The sequence below is a fragment of the Bradyrhizobium sp. 482_C4_N1_8 genome (genome assembly GCF_052075965.1).
GTDB classification, from domain to species: Bacteria; Pseudomonadota; Alphaproteobacteria; order Rhizobiales; family Xanthobacteraceae; genus Bradyrhizobium; species Bradyrhizobium barranii.
In genome coordinates, this window is sequence record NZ_CP197231.1 from 2,489,890 (window position 1) to 2,508,562 (window position 18,673).

Here is an 18,673-nt window from a genome sequence, read left to right on the forward strand (position 1 = left end):
ATGGATATTCGCATACACAGGAGGGAATTTGCGATGCGAATGCATGCAGATAGTCCACGTCCTGGGGATCGTGCCTTGCTCGCCGAGGGGAGGCGCCCGTGACCATTTCCGGCGTAGCGCTGCTCGCGATCTGCACCCTCTTAGGGGGCCTGCTGGGGGACCTGCTCGGCGTCGCCCTCGGCGTGAAGGCCAATGTCGGCGGCGTGGGCATCGCCATGATGTTCTTGATCGCGGCCCGGCTCTGGCTGGTGCGGCACGGCATACTCAGCCACGGGCTCAAGACCGGCGTCGAGTTCTGGGGCAGCTTCTACATTCCGATCGTGGTCGCCATGGCCGCGCAGCAGAATGTGGTCGCCGCGGCAAAAGGCGGTCCGATCGTCGTCATTGCGGGGATCGGCGCGGTCGCGGTGTGTTTCGCGATGGTGGCCCTGATCGGCCGGTTCAGCGGTCGTGTCGAGACCATGGACGAGATCGAGGCGCGAGAGGCCGAGGCGCTCGCTGCACCTGTGCCCCACTTCAAGTCCGGGAGGATCGGATGATCATGATGTCTCACATTCTCGCCGCCAATGCGCTGATCACTGCGTTCGCGGTCGTCGGAATCCTGATGTGGATCTCCGGAGCGATCTCGAAATATCTCACCTTCGGGCGCATTCACGCCTCGGCGATTGCGATCATGCTGGGCCTTGCGCTGGCCTTTTGGGGAGGCATCTCCACCGGCGGCGAGAAGGGCGTGGCCGACCTGCCGGCCCTGGCCGGGATCGGCCTGATGGGCGGAGCGATGCTGCGCGATTTCGCCATCGTCGCCACCGCCTTCGAGGTCGATGTCGTCCATGCGCGCAAGGCCGGGGTGATCGGTGCGGTCGCACTCGGACTGGGAACGGTGGTGCCGTTCATTCTCGGCGTGTTCGTCGCCGCGGCGTTTGGCTACACTGACGCGGAATCGTTGACGACGATCGGCGCCGGTGCGGTCACCTACATCGTGGGCCCGGTCACGGGTGCGGCGATCGGCGCATCCTCACCGGTTATTGCGCTCTCGATTGCGACCGGTGTATTCAAGGCAGTGATCGTCATGATCGGCACGCCCTTTGTGGCGAAGATGATCGGCCTGAACAATCCGCGTAGCGCGATGGTGTTTGGCGGCTTGATGGGAACGGTCAGCGGCGTGTCTGGAGGGTTGGCGGCGACGGACCGACGTCTGGTGCCCTACGGTGCGCTGACGGCGACATTCCACACCGGGCTCGGATGCCTGGTCGCGCCCTCGATCCTTTACTTCGCGGTGCGCGCGATCACGGGAGGCTGAATGGCAGAAGTATTGAAGGTCGCGGTCGACGCGGAGGACGATGGCGGGCTGCTCTCCGATCGCATCCGGAATGCGCTTACGGACGAGATTGCCTCAGGTGCGCTCGTCGCCGGTTCGGCCCTGGAAGAGCAGCAGCTTGCCGATCGTTTTGGAGCTTCCCGCACGCCGGTGCGGGAGGCGCTTCGCCAGCTCGTGGTCAGCGGCCTCGTCGAGGTGCGCGGCCGCCGCGGCCTCGTCGTTGCGCGCATGACGCCGGAGCGCATCATGGACATGTTCGAGACCAGCGCCGAGGTGGAAGCCATGTGCGTCAGGCTCGCGACCTACCGCATGACGCCGCTCGAGCGCAGCCATCTGATCGAGCTTCATGACGCCTCGCTCAAGATGGTCGAGGCCAACGATGTCGATGCCTATGACGCGTTCAACCGCGAATTCCACGAATGCATCTACCGCGCAACGCACAACTCATTTCTCGCCGAGCAGGCGCAGGACGTGCGTTCGCGGCTCAGCGCCTTCCGCCGCACCCAATTGCGGCAGGGCGATCGCATTCGCAAGTCCCGCGACGAGCATGACGCCATCATGCAGGCGATCGCGGAAGGTGACGGAGAGACCGCAGCCCGCCGAATGCGTGCGCATATGCTGAATGCCGCGTCCGCGCTCAGGCGCTACATCGATGATCGCCTCGGCTGAGTAGCCCGATCGCACGATCGGGCCGATAGTTTGACCGCATCCGGCGGCCGCAGGCATGGACTATTGGTAAGGTCGCATCCCCATTCTGCCTGATCGAGGCGCGCCGCGCTCGCATCGCGCCGAGCTGGCTTGAGCGCGGCGTCAAATATTTCTACATCCACTCAGATCCGTTCCTGCGTGCCGGTTTGGCAGGTATCAGGAAGCTGTTAGGCCAATAGTCCGAAGCAAAACATACGCAATGAACCGTACTCCTGCGGCTTGGGCCAGCGCCTGGCTTGATACGCGGGTCCTTGTCCCTAGGCATAGGGACAGACACAGCCCTGCGATCCGCTTAGGGTCGCTCGCCTGGTTGCTCGTAACCCCGGGACAGGGCTCGAACATCGGACGATCTCCTCCGGGTCCTTGATGCTGCCCCGCGGGTCCGATGCAACTGGCCGAAGCACCGGGGCGGACAGGGAGGAGCTACATGACTATCGGTTTTACGCGAGTTTGTCTTGTTGTGGCCTGCGTACTTTATGGATACGCGGCGCATGCGGAAATTAAAGTCGGAATTGTGATTTCGGCCACCGGCCCGGGATCTGCGTTGGGGCAACCCCAGCTCAAGACTGTCGCAGCTCTGCCAAAAGAGATCGGCGGAGAGAAGGTGACCTACATCATCCTGGACGACGAGTCTGATTCCACCAAAGGGATCCAGAACGCGCGCCGGCTCGTGATCCAGGACAAGGTCGACGTGCTGGTCGGGTCTTCTCTGACGCCGGTGACCATGCCGATGCTCGACGTCGCGCTGGAGTCGAAGACGCCGCTGCTATCGCTTGCGGCCGCCACCGCCATCGTTCAGCCGCTGGACGACAAACGGGCCTGGGCCTTCAAGGTCGTCCCCAACGATGACCTGATGGCGAGCGCCATTCTGAAATACATCGCGAAATCCGGCGCGAAGGCGCTTGGATTTATCGGTGTTTCGGATGGGTATGGCGAAGGTTACTATAAGGAGGTGAGCCGCCTTGCGCCGACCTTGGGTCTGACGGTGACCACACATGAAGTCTACGCGCGTGCGGATACCAGCGTCACCGGCCAGGCGTTGAAGGTGATGTCGACGAATCCTGACGCCGTCTTCATTGCTTCTGCTGGTACCCCGGCGGTCCTGCCGCAACAGGCGCTCCGTGAGCGCGGATACACCGGAAAGATCTTTCAGACGCATGGCGTGGCCAGCGAGGAGTTCATCAAGCTCGGAGGCGCGACCGTCGAAGGCGCTATTTTCGCCGGTGAGGCCTTTACCATTGCGGCCGATCTTCCGGCAGGAGATCCGTTCCGTCACGCCACGGAGCAGTTCGTGACCGCCTATGAGGCGGTGAACGGTCAGAAGCCCAATATGTTCGCGGCTCACCTCTGGGATGTCGTCGCGCTGATCGGGAAAGCTGCTCCGAACGCGCTGAAGACGACGAAGCCGGGCACGCCCGAGTTTCGTGCAGCTCTGCGGGACGAACTCGAGCGCGGGGAGAACGTCTATCTCAACAACGGGCTATCGAACATGAGCAAGACCGACCACAACGGCTATGATGAACGCTCAGCCTTTTTGATCAAGGTCGAGGGTGGGAAGTTCCGCTTGGCGAAATAGCAGCGCGCCATCCTCGGGAAGACACGATGTTGAAGCCGAGCTTCTCGTCGGTGATCTCGACTCCTCGGCCTGAAGGACAAGGCTTCATGCCGTCAGCGAGCCACGAGAGGAACATAGTGTTCGAGTTCGGGATCGGGGAAATGGATCGTCCGGCCAAGCTCCGCGGAGCGATAGAGCCCCATAAGCATTTCCATGACGCCGACCCCGTCATCGAAGGTTTCTGCCGGACTCATGCCTCGCCTGAATGCCTCCACCATATGGCGGTTCTCGTCGGTGTAGCCGTAGATGCCGGCTTCGTCCTCGACCACCGGCATCAGACCTTGCTCGGAATTCTGCTTCTCGACGAGATCCTCGCCCTCTGATCCGCTGATCGCGCGGGAGAGGAAGACCTTGAGGCCAGTCGAGAGCGAGGAGAACTCCATCGAATATTCGGGACCAAGCAATTCAAGCTGGATGCGCAAGCCGGCACCGACATATGCCCATGAGGTTGTCGCCTCGATCATCAATTGATGCCCGTCGGTATCTTCCATCGTAAGTATCCCGCGCGCAAAATCTTCGACCGGACGTTTGGTGAAATCGACACCCATTCGCCTCTTGAGGTCGGCAGCGTAGTGGGGGCGCGTCCATTTGAGATTGGCCGTCGTGGCGCTGGCGCTGACCAGCCGTAAGGAGTCGCGCTTTGCGCCGGGCGCGGTCAGCATGAAGCGTGCGACCTCGACTGAATGGCACATCATGTCGGAGAGCACGCCCCCTCCTTGCTTGTCGCCTTGCCAGAACCATGGCTCGTGCGGTCCTGAATGCTCCTCGGCGGCACGCGCGAGATAGGGGCGTCCACTTCCGGGTACGGCTCGGCGCCAGATGATGTCCTTGCCGCGCATCACCGCGGTCGAGAAAAGCTGGTTCTCCAGATAACCGTGAAGCAGGCCTGCATCTTCGACGAGCCTGCGCATTTCCCGTGCTTCGGCAAGCGTGCGGGCGAGCGGCTTTTCGCAAGCAATGGCGCGCAGGGGAGCCCCGGCCTTGGTCACGCGGTGGATCTCGCGCATGATGTCGAGACGGCTGTCGTTCGGCGTCAGCAGCCAAAGCGCATCGACCTCGCCGGACATTGCCATCGCCTCGATGCTGTCAAACACATGCGCCGGCCCAAGGCCAAGATTGCGCGCCTTGTCGGCAATGCGCGTCCGCCGTTCGGCGGAACGGCTGTAGACGCCGCCGACGCTGACGTTGCGCACGCCGAGCATGGACTGCAGATGGAACGCGGCAATGAAGCCGCTGCCGACAAGGCCGATGCGCAGCATTGGAAGTTCCGTGAGCTTCTGCATGTCAGAGACCTCCTTCAATGAAAATGTGGTGGTTCAGACCGACGTGGACGTTCTGCGTTGCCTGCCCGGGATCGCGGCCAGCAGTGCCTGCGTGTAGGGATGCTCCGGCCGTTCCAGCAGATCTACCGTCGGCCTGATCTCGACGATTTCTCCGAGGCGCATCACTGCGATCCTATCGCAGACCTGGGCCGCGACGTTGAGATCGTGGGTGATGAACAGCACTGCCAGCCGCAGCCGCGCCTTCAATGTCTCGAGCAAGGTGAGCACCTGCGCCTGGACAGAGACGTCGAGCGCTGACACCGGTTCGTCGGCCACCAGCACCTCCGGGTCGAGCGCCAGCGCGCGCGCAATTCCGATCCGCTGGCGTTGCCCTCCGGAGAATTCATGCGGAAAGCGTCGCGCGGCGCTCGGGTCGAGACCCACGAGCGCCAGCAGTTCCTCGGCACGCGCGAAGGCCTGCGCCGGCGGGACGCCGTGCGCGATCGGCCCGTCGGCGATAATTCGCCCGACGCGGCGGCGTGGATTGAGCGAGGCGAAGGGATCCTGGAACACCATTTGGACATGCTTGCGGGCGGCCCGCAGGCGGGCACCGCGAGCCTTGGAGAAATCGAGTTCGCCGATACGGACCACGCCCGCATCGGCGTCGGTGAGACGCATCACCAGCCGACCGATCGTGCTCTTGCCCGAGCCGGACTCTCCGACGAGGCCGAGCGTCTCGCCGCGCCGGATTTCGAAGGTCACATTCTTTACGGCTGCGACCTCGGTCTGCGAGCTGAACCAGTCGCTGCCACGATAGATCTTCGCAAGTCCGGTCGCGGCGCAGGCGATCGGTTCGTCCTGGACCCGGGCCCGGACCGGCGGGGTCCCGCCGGGCACCGCGGCGAGCAGCCGGCGCGTATAGGGATGCTGCGGGCGTTCGAGCACGTCCTCCACGGATCCCTGTTCGACGACGCGACCCTTCTCCATGACCGCGACGCGGTCCGCGATGTCGGCGACGACGCCGAAATCATGGGTGATGAACAGCACCGCCATGCCGCGCCGCTGCTGAATGTCCCGGATCAATCGAAGGATCTGTGCCTGTGTCGTGACGTCGAGTGCCGTGGTTGGTTCGTCCGCGACCAGGATCGATGGTTCGAGCGCAAGGGCCATTGCGATCATGGCACGCTGACGCTGGCCACCCGACAACTGATGCGGGTAGCTATGGATGATCCGCTCGAGGTCGCGCATGCCTACCTCTTCGAGGAGGGCGCGCAAGTGGGTTTGCCGCTCAGTTGGCGTGAATTGTCCGTGCGCCTCGAACGCTTCCATGATCTGGTCGCCGATCCTGATCACAGGATTGAGCGCTGTCATCGGTTCCTGGAAGATCATCGCAATGCGTCGCCCGCGCAACGTCCGCCATTCTGCTGCGGGGAGGTTCAGCAAATCGCGTCCCTCAAAGTGTATGGCCCCTGCAACCGGGCGAATAGCCCTGGGCAGCAGGCCCATTACGGCAGAGGCGCAGACCGATTTACCGGAGCCGGATTCACCGACGACGCAGAGGATTTGCCGCGGATACAGGGCAAGCGAAACGTCCTCGACGGCAGAGGCGCGATCTCCGCCGGCGGGCAGCGCCAGCGTCAGCCGCTCGATCGACAGGATCGCCTCCGTTGTCTCGCTCATGCTGCCCGATCCGACATCACGTCTTTCTCATCCTGGTCACGCCGCCAGTGCAATGCCGTCCTTGCGATGGTCCGACGCGCCGAGAATGACGCCCCTGGAAAGATCGACGTGCACGGCCTGACAGCCTCCGAGCGGTTCGTCCGCCCTGATCACGCGGTGACCGCGCGCAATCAATTCGTCGGCGACGGAGCCGGGAATCGTGGGTTCGAGGCTCAGCGTACCATCAAACGCAAAGCTGCGCGGCGCATCCGAGGACTGCTGAATGTCGAGCCCACGGTCGAGCACGCCGCTCAGGATCTGCACATGTCCCGCCGCCTGGTATTGTCCACCCATCACGCCAAAGGCCATGATCGGCTTGCCATGCTTCGCCAGCAGACCCGGAATGATGGTGTGAAAGGGACGTTTTCGCGGCGCAATCGCATTGGGATGTCCTTCGAGAAGGGAGAATCCCGAACCCCTGTTCTGTAATAGCACGCCAGCGCGCGGAGCGTAGATGCCGCTGCCGAACGCGAAGAAAAGCGAATTGATGAAAGATACCATGTTGCCGTCGCGGTCGGCGACCGCAACGTAAGCCGTGTCACGATGAACAGGCATGTCAAAATCTGCTGATGCGCCGGCACGCTTCCGGTCGATGGAGGAGCGCAATGCCGCGACTGACGACTCCGAGAGCAGCGAGTCGACATCGAGCGGACGGAATTCCGGATCGGCTACCAGCGCGTCGCGCTGCCGGTAGGCCGCCTTGGTTGCCTCGGCAAGGAGGTGAATGCGATCCGCCTCGCCGAGCGCCGGATTGGCCATGTCGAAGCCGGCAAGGATGCGGGCGATCAGCAGCGCCGCGACGCCCTGTCCGTTAGGCGGACATTGCAGGATTTGATGATCGCGGTAGTCGGCGCTGATCGGCTCGACGTACTCCGATCGGGCACTTGCGAGATCTTCAAGCTGCATCATTCCGCCCAGCGCCTTCAATGTCGCGACGATTTCTTCGGCGACGGCACCTTCGTAAAACGCGGCGCGCCCCTCGCGTGCGATCCGGCGCAGCGTCGCGCCGAGTGCGGGATGATTGAGCTTGCTACCGACGGCGGGCGCAGCGCCACCGGGCAGATAGACCGGTACGCCAGTCCGATGTCGTTCGATGCGATCGGCGTAGCGTGCCCAATCCAGCGCGGCGCGGGGCGTCACCACAAAGCCGGTCTCGGCCGCGCGGATCGCCGGCGCCAGAACCTCGTCCAGGCCTTTTGAACCATAGTCGCCAGAGAGGCGGCACCAGGCATCGACCGCACCCGGAACTGTGACTGCATGGGGTGAATCGTCCGGGATCGACGCCAGCCCGCGTTGCCGAAACCAGCCGAGTTCGGCCTTCGCCGGCGCTCGGCCCGAGCCGTTGACAGCGACGGGCTTGCCGGAGGCGGGAGCATAGATCGCAAAACAGTCGCCGCCGATGCCGGTCATATGCGGATCAATGACACCCTGGAGGGCGATCGCGGCAATGGCGGCATCGACCGCATTGCCGCCACTGCGCAGGATCTCGACCGCAGCGAGCGTGACGGCCGGATGAGAGGTCGCGGCCATGCCCCGGTCGCCCACCGCCAGTGAGCGCCCCGGCACCATGAAATCGCGCTGTCCCCAGCTCATGCCCTTCTCCGATTGTTGTTGTGGGGCCGCGTGGCGAGGGCTCCGGCAGCCGGTTCATCGCAAAGGATATCGACGTTGCCGTGCAGGCGGAGTGCCGAGGCAGGACAAGCTGCTGTGATCGGACCCTCGATCGCGGCTGCGAGTGCGGCTGCTTTCTCCGGCCCCTTGGCGATCAGGAGGATGCTCCGAGCCTCCAGGATTGTTGCTATGCCCATTGTGATCGCACGTTCGGGAACCGACGCAGGATCGGGAAAATTAATGGCATTCGCGATGCGGGTTGCTTCATCGAGTCTGACCTCGCGGGTACGTGAAGCGAAATCCGAACCTGGCTCATTGAAGCCGATATGGCCGTTGGCGCCGATGCCGAGGAGCAGGAGGTCGATGCCCCCGGCAGCCGCAATCTGCGCCTCATAGCGCGCGGCCTCGGCGGCGACGTCGTCGGCCGTGCCATCGGGGATCTTTGCCCGACCGGCTTCCATATCCACATGCCCGAACAAATGCTGCTGCATGTAGGCATGGAAGCTTCCGGCCGATTGGGGGGCGACGCCCACATATTCATCGAGGTTGAAACTCGACACCGTTCGGAATGAGATGAGGCCGGCGCGGGTCGCGGCGACAAGGCGGGCATAGAGCGGCGCCATTGTCGCTCCGGTCGCAAGACCGAGGGTAACCGGCCGTCGATCGTGCAGCCGCGCGATGACAAGCGCGGCTGCTCGTTCCGCGACGGCGGCGGCATTGCCGACAATCTCGATTCTCGGCGCCTGCTCTCTCATGCCGCGACATCTGCTGCCGTGAAAGGAAGAGCCAGTGGGCCCGCATCCTTGCCGATGCCAAACAGCGAGCGATGCACGAGGTCGATCGCGCTGCCGATCGCGCCGATCAGCGTGGCGCGATTGCCGAGCGCGCTGAGCTCGATACGAACAGGCTCGCGCATGCAGCGTCCCAGATGTTCATCGATCCGGACCTTCAACTCGGGCCGCGCGCCGATACTGCCGCCCATGATGATGATTTCCGAATCGAGGATGCTGTGCACCGCCAGGATCGCGGTCGTGAGGATCCGGCTGACTTCGTCGATCGTCACTCGTGCCGCCTCCTCGACCGCGAGCCGATCGAAGACATCGCGCACGGTACTGCCGGGCGCGCCGCCGAGCCCGATGTAGCGTTCGACAATGCCGGCGCTGCCGATCGCGGTTTCCAGGGTGCCGAACCGAAGGCCACGCGCATCGTAGGGATCGCCCCCAAGCGGCAGGTAGGCAATCTCGCCGGCCGCCCCGCGTGCACCACGCACGAGATAACCGTCCGAAAAGATGCCCATGCCAATGCCGGTGCCGACTGCGATGAAGGCGAAACTGCGCGCCTTGCGGCTGTTGCCGCGCCAATGCTCCCCGATTGCGGCGAGATTGACGTCATTTTCGATGGCGACGTCGATTCCGAGCCGTTCGCGCAGCGCGGCCCTCACGTCCAGGCTATCCAGTCCGGGGATATTGGGCGCGATGGCGATGCTGCCCGACGCGGGGTCGACCATCCCCGGACTTCCCATCACGCCGCCGCGCAAGCGTTGCGCCGATACGGACGCACGCTGAAGCAGGGCATCCTTCATGCGATCGATCTGTGCGACCACGGCAGCGCCGCCGTCGCAGGATGTCGGTTCGATGCTCTCGGCGACGATCTCACCGTGCAGATCGGCAAGTGCGACGTGCAGTTTTGTGCCGCCAAGGTCGATACCCAACACGAAGGCGGCGTCCGGCCGGAGCGCATAGGTGACGGCGCTTCTCCCCACGCTGCCCTGGATTTGACCGTCCTCATGGACCCAGCCGTCGCGCTCGAGATCACGCATCACTTCGGAGATGGTCTGCTTGGACAGGCCCGTGCTGCGGGCGATTTCGGCGCGCGATACCGAGCGATCACGCAGCAGGCGCTCAATCACAAGGCGCACGGATTGCTGTCGCGCAACGGGCGATGAGGGGGCGTCTGGCATGGGCCTCAATCCAATTAGTCAATATGCCGAACTAATACCTCGCCTGATCTGCCGTCAAGGGGCGTGGTGTAAGGATTTTTCGCCTCCAAGAGCGATGTGTTGTAATTTAGTTCCATATCCTAGGGTGATTTGTTCGAGATGTTTACAAATAGGTTCAGTCGTGCTTGTCTTGACCTTCAACAGCAGAGCCTTGGAAGCTTTGGGATAGGCGTGCGACGAAAGGAATTCCGTATGAAGCGGACGGGCACGGCGTTGGCGGCAATTCTGATGATCGCATCGGGCCTTGTTTCGGCGAGTGCCGCGACATTGCGGGTTGGCATCCAGGACGATCCCGATGCGCTCGACCCGGCACTCAGCGGCACATACTCCGGCCGCTTCGTGTTTGCGGCGCTGTGCGACAAGCTTGTCGATATCTCCCCCGACCTCAAGATCGTGCCGCAGCTGGCGGAGGCTTGGGAGTGGTCCGCGGACGGCAAGTCGATCACGTTTACGCTGCGCAAGAATGTCACGTTCCACGATGGCACCGCGTTCGATGCAGCGGCAGTCAAGTTCAATATCGAGCGCATGAAGTCGATGCCGGATTCCAAGCGCAAGGCGGAGCTGGCGCCGGTCGCGAGCGTCGAAGCGCTTGCCGCGGACAAGGTGAAGTTCAACCTGTCGGAGCCGTTCGTGCCGCTGCTTGCTAATCTCAGCGATCGTGCCGGCATGATGGTCTCGCCCAAGGCCGCCACGGAGAAAGCCGGGGAATTTGCAGCCGCGCCGGTCTGTGCCGGTCCGTATCAATTTGCCGAGCGCAAGTCGCGCGACCTCATTCGGGTCAAGAAATATCCCGGCTACTGGGACGCTGCACGGGTCGGCTATGACGAGGTCGTCTACTACTACGTTCCCGACTCGACCGTGCGGTTGTCGCGTGTCCGGGCGGGCGATCTCGATCTCGCGGAGCGTATCGCGCCGACCGATCTCAAGACCGTGCGCGACGATCCCAACCTCGCCCTGCATTCCGGCCAGGGACTTGCCGTCTCGCATCTGATGTTCAATGTCGGCGCGGGCGCGAAGGCCGATACGCCACTCGGCAAGAACTCGACGCTGCGTCAGGCCTTTGAGCTGGCGATCGATCGCAATGTCATCAACCGCGTCGCCTTCAACGGCGAGTTCCTGGCGGATAACCAGATGATCCCGCCGTCATCTCCGTTCTACGATAGCGCGCGCAAGGCGCCGGCTCGCGATGTTGCCAAGGCCAAGGCAATGATTGCCGCCGCCGGAATGACTCGCGTGCCGGTCGAGATCCAGTACGAGAATACGGCCGGCGATTCCCGGGTCGCACAGATCATACAGTCGATGGCGGGCGAGGCCGGTTTCGACGTCAAGCTGCTGCCCATGGAAACGACCACGGCCATCGAGCGCTACATGAACGGCAATTTCGAAGCCTATATCGGCAACTGGAGCGGCCGCGCTGACCCGGACCCGACACTGGTCGCCTTTTTCAGTTGCGCGGGCTCCCAGAACGTCAACAAGTACTGCAACAAGGATCTCGATGCGATCCTGAACCAGGCCCGGGGCGAGGCTGACGAAGCCAAGCGCAAGGCACTCTACGCCAAAGCGACGGACATTTACCTGACGGCGCTCTCGTCGATTCCGCTCCATCACCCGAACTGGTTCTTTGCGGCCCGCAAATCGGTCGGCGGCATCGTCATGGTGCCGGACGGTCTGTTGCGTCTGGTCGGTGTCAGGCCCGTGAATTGATGCGCAACGCCTCGCGCCCGCCGATGCGCTCGCCCTGGTGAGGACCAGTCTGGCCCGATGAAGAGTTTGCTTCTGCGCCGGCTTGCCGTCCTGCTGCCGACCCTGTTGTTGGTGTCGATGATGGTGTTCGGTCTGCAGAAACTGCTGCCCGGCGATCCTGCGCTGGCGCTCGCCGGAGAAGAGCGTAATCCCGAAGTCGTTGAGTATCTTCGGCAGAAGTATCGCTTCAATGATCCGATCCCGGTGCAATACGCCGTCTGGCTGAAAGCCCTGGTGCACGGTGACTTCGGCACGTCGGTACGCACCCGATTGCCGATCGGCACCATGCTGGCGGAAAAATTGCCGGTGACCGCTGAGCTCGCGATGCTGTCGATGCTGGTCGCGCTGCTCGTCGGGTTGCCGATCGGGATCTTCGCGGCGCTGGGGCGCGGGACGCCCTTCGACTACGGCGCCAGTCTGTTCGGGCTTGCCGGACTGTCGATCCCGCATTTCTGGCTGGGGATCATGCTGATCCTTCTGTTCTCGGTGAATCTCGGCTGGCTTCCGGCCGGAGGTTTCGTTCCGCCGTCCGAGAGCGTGGGAGGCAACCTGCTTTCGATGCTGATGCCCGCTTTGGTGCTCGGCACGGGCACCGCTGCGATCATGATGCGCCATGTCCGCGGCGCGATGATCGAGGCGATGAAGCAGGACTACGTGCGCACCGCCCGCGCGAAGGGCGTCCGCGAAAGCACCATCGTGCTGCGTCATGCGCTGCCGAACGCGCTGATTCCCGTGGTCACGCTGGGCACACTGCAATTTGGCGAACTGCTGGCCGGCGCGGTGTTGACGGAGCAGGTCTTTTCCATCCCGGGGTTCGGCAAGATGGTCGTCGACGGCGTGTTCAGCCGCGATTATGCCGTGGTTCAGGCGGTCGTGCTCTGCACAGCAGCCGTATTCCTCCTGATGAGCCTGATTGCCGACGTGGCGTATGTGCTGCTCAATCCGAGGCTCAGGTCATGAGCTCGATTGAGACGGTGCCGGTCGCAAGTCAGGCACGCGCCGCCGCTCCTTCGGAAATTCGTCGCCTGTTGCGCGAACCATCCGCCGTCATCGGGGCCACGATCATCCTGTTCTTCGTCGTGCTGGCGGTGTTTGCCTCGTGGATTGCGCCGTACGATCCAAACTCGCCGGACTGGATGGCGATTCGCGCGGCACCCGGTGCGGCACATTGGTTCGGCACCGACGATCTCGGTCGGGACGTGCTGTCGCGCGTGATCTTCGGCACGCAAGCCTCGCTTGCCGCCGGCATCGTCTCCGTGACGGTCGCGGTGCTGATCGGCCTTCCGTTTGGTCTCATGGCCGGCTATTTCGGCGGCCTCACCGACATGGTGATCTCGCGCTTCGCCGATGCGCTGCTCGCTTGCCCCTTTCTGGTGCTGGCGATTGCGCTCGCCGCGTTCCTGGGCCCCAGCCTGCAAAATGCGATGATTGCCATCGGCATTTCCGCGGTACCGGTTTTCGTTCGTGTTGCGCGTGCCGAGACGCTGGTTGTTTGCACCGAGGATTACATCGCCGCGGCCCGGTCCCAGGGCCTCGGCCATCTCGCCATCCTGACCGGACAGGTGCTGCCGAACGTGCTTGCGCCGACGATTGTGCAGGCGACGCTGACCATGGCGATCGCAGTTCTCGCCGAGGCGAGCCTGGCCTTTCTGGGGCTTGGCCAGCTTCCTCCGGCCCCCTCATGGGGCGCCATGCTTGACGTTGCCAGGCAATTTCTCGGCGAGGCGCCATGGATGGCCTTCTGGCCCGGGCTCGCGATCATTGCGCTCGTCATCGGCTTCAACCTGATGGGTGACGGCCTGAATGATGCCCTCAATCCCAGGCACTAGATGGAAGACGAGCCTGTTCCGCTGAAGACTCCGCGGCGTGGCCTAGGGCTGTTTGATTTCAGGCGGCAGAGCAAAGCCTGTCTTGTCCGAGCGCTGCAGCGCGCAGATCCGATGACACAGGTCGATGACGTGCCCGTCGTAGACTAGCGTGTATTGGCGCGAGCATTTGGCGCGCCATTGATCTGTATCAAGCCCGCCGTGGGATAGGGGCCGCTAGGCTTCCAGCAGGAGCGCTGCCCGGACACAGGCCTTGAACACTCTTCGCCAGCATCGGTCTATCGACGGAGTCATCCAGCTCGTGATCCGGCTCGGATTGCTGGCGCTGCTGATCCTGTGGACTTTCCTCATCATCCGCCCCTTCGTGCCAATCCTGGCCTGGAGTGCGGTGCTCGCGGTGGCGTTCTATCCAGTCTTCGGCTGGCTTGCCAAGCGCCTCGGGGGCCGCCCGCGCACCGCCGCGTCCATTCTCACGCTGGTTACGCTGGGCATCGTCATTGGTCCTGCGGCCTGGCTCGGCATGAGCGCAGTCGACGGGATCAAGGATCTCGCGGGCCAGATCAGCAGCGGCGATCTCACGCTTACGGAGGCGCCCGAACAGATCAAGAGCTGGCCGCTGATCGGCACCCAGCTCTACGATCTCTGGACCCAGGCCAACAGCAATATTCGCGCGGCGCTGAGCGAGGTGATGCCGTATCTGAAACCGCTTGCCGGGATGATGCTGTCGCTCGCCGGTGATGCCGGTGTCGGCACGCTCCAGTTCCTGCTGTCGGTATTCGTCGCCGGCTTCCTCTTTCCCTACGGTCCGCAGCTCGTCGACGCGGTGCGCGGCTTCCTGTTCCGGGTCGTACCGGAGCAGAGCGAGCATTTTCTGGAGCTCGCCGGCGCGACCATCCGCGCGGTGTCGCAGGGCATCATCGGTGTCGCAATCGTGCAGTCGCTACTGGCCGGAATCGGCTTCAAGCTCGCAGGCGCCCCGAGTGCCGGCCTGCTGGCATTCCTCGTCCTGTTGCTGTCGATCGTGCAGATCGGCCCCTTTCTCGTTCTCTTCCCCGTGGTCGTCTGGATCTGGATGGACAAGGACGTGACCACGGCGGTGCTCCTGACCGTCTTCCTCGGCGCCGTCGGCATCCTCGACAACATCCTGAAACCCATCGTCATGGGGCGCGGCCTGACCACGCCGACGATCGTGATCCTGATCGGGGTGATCGGCGGAACGCTCGCGCACGGAATCATCGGCCTCTTCATCGGGCCGATCATCCTGTCGGTCGCCTGGGAACTCTCGGCGGCTTGGATCCGGAACGACCGCGCCGCTGCGCCGAAAAGGCCGGAAGAGACCTGAATCTTCGCGCGCATCACCTTTGACCTAAGTCAATCCTCTCGACTCCCGGTGCGCCTTGATTGGGCGTAGGCAGATCTGACCTCAGGCATGTCGATGGCCCATCAAACGTCGCAGCGGGATTGCACATTCGGGCAAACGTCGCCGGCGATGACGGCCGTCGACTGATCGCCATGGATGCGATCCTTGCCATCGATGCGAAGGCAGGAGGCGTGAACTTCCAGCTCTTCTCCGTGCGAGGCGAGGGGAGGCTGGAACGGCAAATCAAGGGACGGCTTGACGGGCTCGGCCGCCATCCGCGCCTCAGGGCGAGCAGAGCGAACGGCGATCCGTTGGCGCACCGCACCTATCAGAACGACGACGTCGATGACATCCTGGCGGCATGCGCGGTTGTCGATAGCTGGCTGCGGGACGAATTGGGAATCCAGCCGTTGGCCGTGGGACATCGCGTCGCTCAGGGAGGACCGGATGACGCCCGGCCGGCCCTGATCGATGACGCCGTGATGGCGCGTCTGGAACGGCTGATTGCACTCGCGCCGCTGCTTCAACCGTATAATCTTGCGCCAATCCGTATCATGCAGGCCAATCATCCGGCGCTACCGCAAGTCGCCTGCTTCGATACTGCGTTCCATCTTGGCAAGGTCGTGGAGAACGGCAGCTATCCTATTGCGCATCAACTCTGCGCAGGTGACGCAAGGCGATACGGGGCTCACGGTCTTTGCTACGAGTCGATCGCACGAACTCTGGCGCTTGAGGCCCCCGAGATTGCCGCGCGCCGCGTGATCGTTGCGTGCCTCGACGACACCAGCTCGATGTGCGCGCTGAAGGAAGGCTGCAGCGTCGAAAGCACGAATGGATTCTATGCTTTTGGCGCATCGCCGTCGGACTATTCCGCAGGTGAAATCGATCCCGGCGACGCATTTCTGTTCACCAATCCGGGTGACGACGGTGCGGCGGCTCGTTTTCTGCGAGCAGAACAGGCCGTCGAGCACCTCGCCTACTGCGCCGGCCTCAACGCCGGCCTGCTCGCGGCCGCGCAGGAGGGGCTTGACGCCTTTGTTTTCACCGGCGCGATCGGCCAAGGCTCGACCGCGATCCGCGCGCGCATCGCCGAAAGGCTGAGCTGGCTCGGTGCCATACTGGATGCGAAGGCCAACGCCCATAACGCACGGCTGATCTCGCGCCGCGATAGTCGTATCCCTCTCTACGTGCTCCCGTCCGACGATGAATTGACCATCGCGCGGCACACGTTGGCGCTCTTGTTGAACGGGCCGTCGCCACGTTGAGGCAGCTTCCCGGAAAGCTGAAAAGGATTGGCGGCGCTCGATGCTTCTTCAATTCCTCGTCGGTACGCTGGTCAGCGTGATCAATATCGGAATCCATGCGCTGGTGACCATCGTCGCCGTCGGGATCGCCCGCGGCGCGGGCTTGCGGCAAACCAGGAGACCAAGAGCGCACCTGATGGGTGTCATGGTCGCGACAGCCGTGGTGTTGCAGGTCGCGCATACGCTGGAGGTTCTGGTGTGGGCTCTGATGTATGAAGTCGTTCAGGCCGCCGCACCGGGCAGTGATGCGCTCTATTTCGCCTTCGTCAACTACACCACGCTTGGCTACGGCGATATCACGCCGGTGCGCGAATGGCGCCTCATCGGCCCGTTGACGGCTATGAATGGTGTCCTGCTTTTCGGCTGGTCGGCCGCCATCCTGTTCGAGGTCTTGCGCAAGACTCTCGAGCACCTCGGTGTAACCCAGACGCCTGGCCTTAAATGATCCTGATACCGATGGAGGCTTCGGTCGGAGCCGAACTCACCCCATGAAAAGGATCATGGCCGTGAACGCCACCGGCAGCGTCCCGAACAAAACGACTGCGATCCGAAATGCGGTCTCGTTCCACATCGGAAGAGGCTAGCATCGGACGGTACCGGTGTGATGTGCAGTTTGTGCCATTCGCCGGTGTCGGCCCGCTCAAGGCTGCAGGTCGAGGCTTGCAAGCTGGTGCCGATCCAGCAGCACGATCTGACGCTGGGTGTTGCCGACGAAGCCGAGGGCGCCGAGCTCATGGAGCCGTGACAGCGCGCGGGATACCGTCTCCAGCGTCAGGCCGAGGTAATCGGCGATATCGCGCCGCGACATCGGCAGCGCCATGACGCCGGACGCCGTCAACCGCCCGTCCATCTCGAGCAGGAACGCCGCGACCCGCTCCAGCGAGGTCTTGCGTCCCAGCAGCAGCATGTGGTCCTCCGCATGCTGGAGGTTGTTCGTGGTCATGCTGAGGAGGTTTCTGGCGACCATCGCATCGCTTTCGGCCACCATTTCGAGGCTTTGCCGTCTGACCAGGCGCACCGTTGTGTCGACGATCGCTTCCGTGGTGAAGCGGTGCTCGTTGCCGTTCTCCAGGCCAAAAATGTCGCCGGCGAGGTGAAAGGCGCCAATCTGCCTGCGGCCGTCCGACAGCAGCTTGTAGCTTCGCACCGCACCGGACGTCACCTGATAGACATATTCGGCGGGCTCTCTCTCCCCGTAGATTTCGCTGCCTTTTTTATAGGTAAATTGGCTTAAACTGACGAGCGCATTTGAATCGCTGGTCATGCCGAGGTCACGAAGGGAGTTGGGACGCGGCGTCGAATCCGCTGTAATGCGAACGAACATAGGCCAACTCCTCAGCTCATCGCCGAATTGGTCTGTCAGACGAAAAGTCTCGCCGCTGGGAATGCGCCGCGCCGTCCCACTCCCGTCGAAGTTGATTTACGACTAAGGCGGCATTCTCATCCATTGTCCCAAGGTTCATTGTACCAAGGGACAGCGTGGACGCCTGTTGGGAGGTTGTTGCGCGGATTGAGAAGCTGTCGGAATTCAGCAAGAGGTGATGCGTGCCCGGCCTTGTTCACGTGGTGGACGACGACGATTCCTTCCGGACGGCGATCGCGCGCCGGTTGAAGCTCGCTGGCTACGACGTTGCGACCTACGCATCGGCGCAGGATTTACTGGATGCGGCGCCTGATGACGCGCAGCCGGGATGCATCCTGCTCGACGTGTGGATACCGGGGCTGAGCGGCCCCGACTTGCAGACCCGCTTGGTCGCGTCGGGCTCGACGCTGCCAATCATATTCCTGACCGGACACGCCGACACGCCAACCACGGTGCAGGCCATCAAGGCCGGCGCGGAGGATTTCCTGACCAAGCCGGTATCCTCCGAGCAGTTGATCGCTGCGATTGAGCGCGCGCTGGTGCGCCAGCACACCGCGCAGGCGCATCGCGGAAGGCTCGAGACCTTCCGCATTCACCTCGCCGCATTGACGCATCGCGAGCGTCAGGTGTTCGATCTCATCGTCCGCGGCAGGATCAACAAGCAGATCGCGCATGAGCTTGGAACCACCGAGCGCACCGTGAAGGCGCACCGTCACCAGGTGATGGAGAAGATGCAGGTTCGTTCGCTGGCGGAGCTCGTTTCGATCGCGGAGCGGCTTGGAATGCTCGATACGAGCGACGATTAGCTGATTTGTCGTCACGGCACAGTTCCCGCGGTGTGACTT

17 protein-coding genes are annotated in these 18,673 nt (G+C 63.1%); 11 read left to right on the forward strand and 6 right to left on the reverse strand.

Annotated elements, in window-relative coordinates:
• Positions 1-98: 98 nt before the first annotated feature.
• From madL to AB7Z56_RS11535, 4 genes are all read left to right on the forward strand, one after another.
• Complete coding sequence (gene madL, locus AB7Z56_RS11520; protein ID WP_028149209.1) at positions 99-539, forward strand: malonate transporter subunit MadL; 441 nt, start codon at positions 99-101, stop codon at positions 537-539.
• Positions 536-1,300: a malonate transporter subunit MadM gene (gene madM / locus AB7Z56_RS11525; RefSeq protein WP_063981840.1), complete on the forward strand. Its 765-nt coding sequence runs from the start codon at positions 536-538 to the stop codon at positions 1,298-1,300. The genes madL and madM overlap by 4 nt, the downstream gene beginning before the upstream one ends.
• Positions 1,301-1,987, forward strand: a complete 687-nt coding sequence (locus AB7Z56_RS11530) for a GntR family transcriptional regulator (RefSeq protein WP_085402438.1) — start codon at positions 1,301-1,303, stop codon at positions 1,985-1,987.
• Between the two features lie 466 nt (positions 1,988-2,453).
• Positions 2,454-3,602 (forward strand): ABC transporter substrate-binding protein, encoded by a 1,149-nt coding sequence (locus tag AB7Z56_RS11535; RefSeq protein ID WP_283017298.1) that lies wholly within the window; start codon positions 2,454-2,456, stop codon positions 3,600-3,602.
• Between the two features lie 92 nt (positions 3,603-3,694).
• On the opposite strand, the gene AB7Z56_RS11540 is transcribed toward AB7Z56_RS11535, so the two are convergent.
• Genes AB7Z56_RS11540 through AB7Z56_RS11560 form a run of 5 tightly spaced genes read right to left on the reverse strand, consistent with a single transcriptional unit; the run spans position 3,695 to position 10,142 of the window.
• Positions 3,695-4,924, reverse strand: coding sequence for a Gfo/Idh/MocA family protein (locus tag AB7Z56_RS11540; protein ID WP_028149204.1), 1,230 nt, complete (start codon positions 4,922-4,924; stop codon positions 3,695-3,697).
• Positions 4,925-4,957: 33 nt separating this feature from the next.
• Complete coding sequence (locus tag AB7Z56_RS11545) at positions 4,958-6,583, reverse strand: dipeptide ABC transporter ATP-binding protein (protein ID WP_231142813.1); 1,626 nt, start codon at positions 6,581-6,583, stop codon at positions 4,958-4,960.
• A gap of 36 nt (positions 6,584-6,619) precedes the next feature.
• Positions 6,620-8,215, reverse strand: coding sequence for a gamma-glutamyltransferase (ggt, locus tag AB7Z56_RS11550; protein WP_283017297.1), 1,596 nt, complete (start codon positions 8,213-8,215; stop codon positions 6,620-6,622).
• Complete coding sequence (gene nagB, locus AB7Z56_RS11555) at positions 8,212-8,988, reverse strand: glucosamine-6-phosphate deaminase (protein WP_231142809.1); 777 nt, start codon at positions 8,986-8,988, stop codon at positions 8,212-8,214. Before nagB ends, ggt begins: the two co-directional genes overlap by 4 nt.
• A complete protein-coding gene (locus tag AB7Z56_RS11560; RefSeq protein WP_441256238.1) occupies positions 8,985-10,142 on the reverse strand; it encodes an ROK family protein in 1,158 nt (385 codons plus the stop codon). Before AB7Z56_RS11560 ends, nagB begins: the two co-directional genes overlap by 4 nt.
• A gap of 282 nt (positions 10,143-10,424) precedes the next feature.
• On the opposite strand from AB7Z56_RS11560, the gene AB7Z56_RS11565 reads away from it, so the two are divergent.
• The 6 genes from AB7Z56_RS11565 (at position 10,425) to AB7Z56_RS11590 (ending at position 16,910) form a co-directional block, all read left to right on the forward strand.
• Positions 10,425-11,936 (forward strand): ABC transporter substrate-binding protein, encoded by a 1,512-nt coding sequence (locus AB7Z56_RS11565; protein ID WP_283017296.1) that lies wholly within the window; start codon positions 10,425-10,427, stop codon positions 11,934-11,936.
• A gap of 57 nt (positions 11,937-11,993) precedes the next feature.
• On the forward strand, positions 11,994-12,935 hold the full coding sequence (locus tag AB7Z56_RS11570; RefSeq protein ID WP_028149199.1) for an ABC transporter permease: 942 nt from the start codon (positions 11,994-11,996) through the stop codon (positions 12,933-12,935).
• Positions 12,932-13,804: an ABC transporter permease gene (locus AB7Z56_RS11575; protein WP_028149198.1), complete on the forward strand. Its 873-nt coding sequence runs from the start codon at positions 12,932-12,934 to the stop codon at positions 13,802-13,804. Before AB7Z56_RS11570 ends, AB7Z56_RS11575 begins: the two co-directional genes overlap by 4 nt.
• Positions 13,805-14,054: 250 nt before the next feature.
• Complete coding sequence (locus AB7Z56_RS11580; protein ID WP_283017295.1) at positions 14,055-15,143, forward strand: AI-2E family transporter; 1,089 nt, start codon at positions 14,055-14,057, stop codon at positions 15,141-15,143.
• A gap of 170 nt (positions 15,144-15,313) precedes the next feature.
• Positions 15,314-16,426, forward strand: coding sequence for an acetate kinase (locus AB7Z56_RS11585; protein ID WP_354096559.1), 1,113 nt, complete (start codon positions 15,314-15,316; stop codon positions 16,424-16,426).
• Between the two features lie 40 nt (positions 16,427-16,466).
• Positions 16,467-16,910 carry a potassium channel family protein gene (locus tag AB7Z56_RS11590; protein ID WP_441256239.1) on the forward strand — a complete coding sequence of 148 codons (444 nt, stop codon included), beginning with the start codon at positions 16,467-16,469 and terminating at the stop codon, positions 16,908-16,910.
• A gap of 195 nt (positions 16,911-17,105) precedes the next feature.
• On the opposite strand, the gene AB7Z56_RS11595 is transcribed toward AB7Z56_RS11590, so the two are convergent.
• Complete coding sequence (locus tag AB7Z56_RS11595) at positions 17,106-17,789, reverse strand: helix-turn-helix domain-containing protein (protein ID WP_166100662.1); 684 nt, start codon at positions 17,787-17,789, stop codon at positions 17,106-17,108.
• A 221-nt stretch (positions 17,790-18,010) separates the two neighbouring features.
• Between AB7Z56_RS11595 and AB7Z56_RS11600 the strand changes: the two genes are divergently transcribed.
• Positions 18,011-18,634 carry a response regulator transcription factor gene (locus AB7Z56_RS11600; RefSeq protein WP_135216474.1) on the forward strand — a complete coding sequence of 208 codons (624 nt, stop codon included), beginning with the start codon at positions 18,011-18,013 and terminating at the stop codon, positions 18,632-18,634.
• The last annotated feature ends 39 nt before the right edge of the window (positions 18,635-18,673 follow it).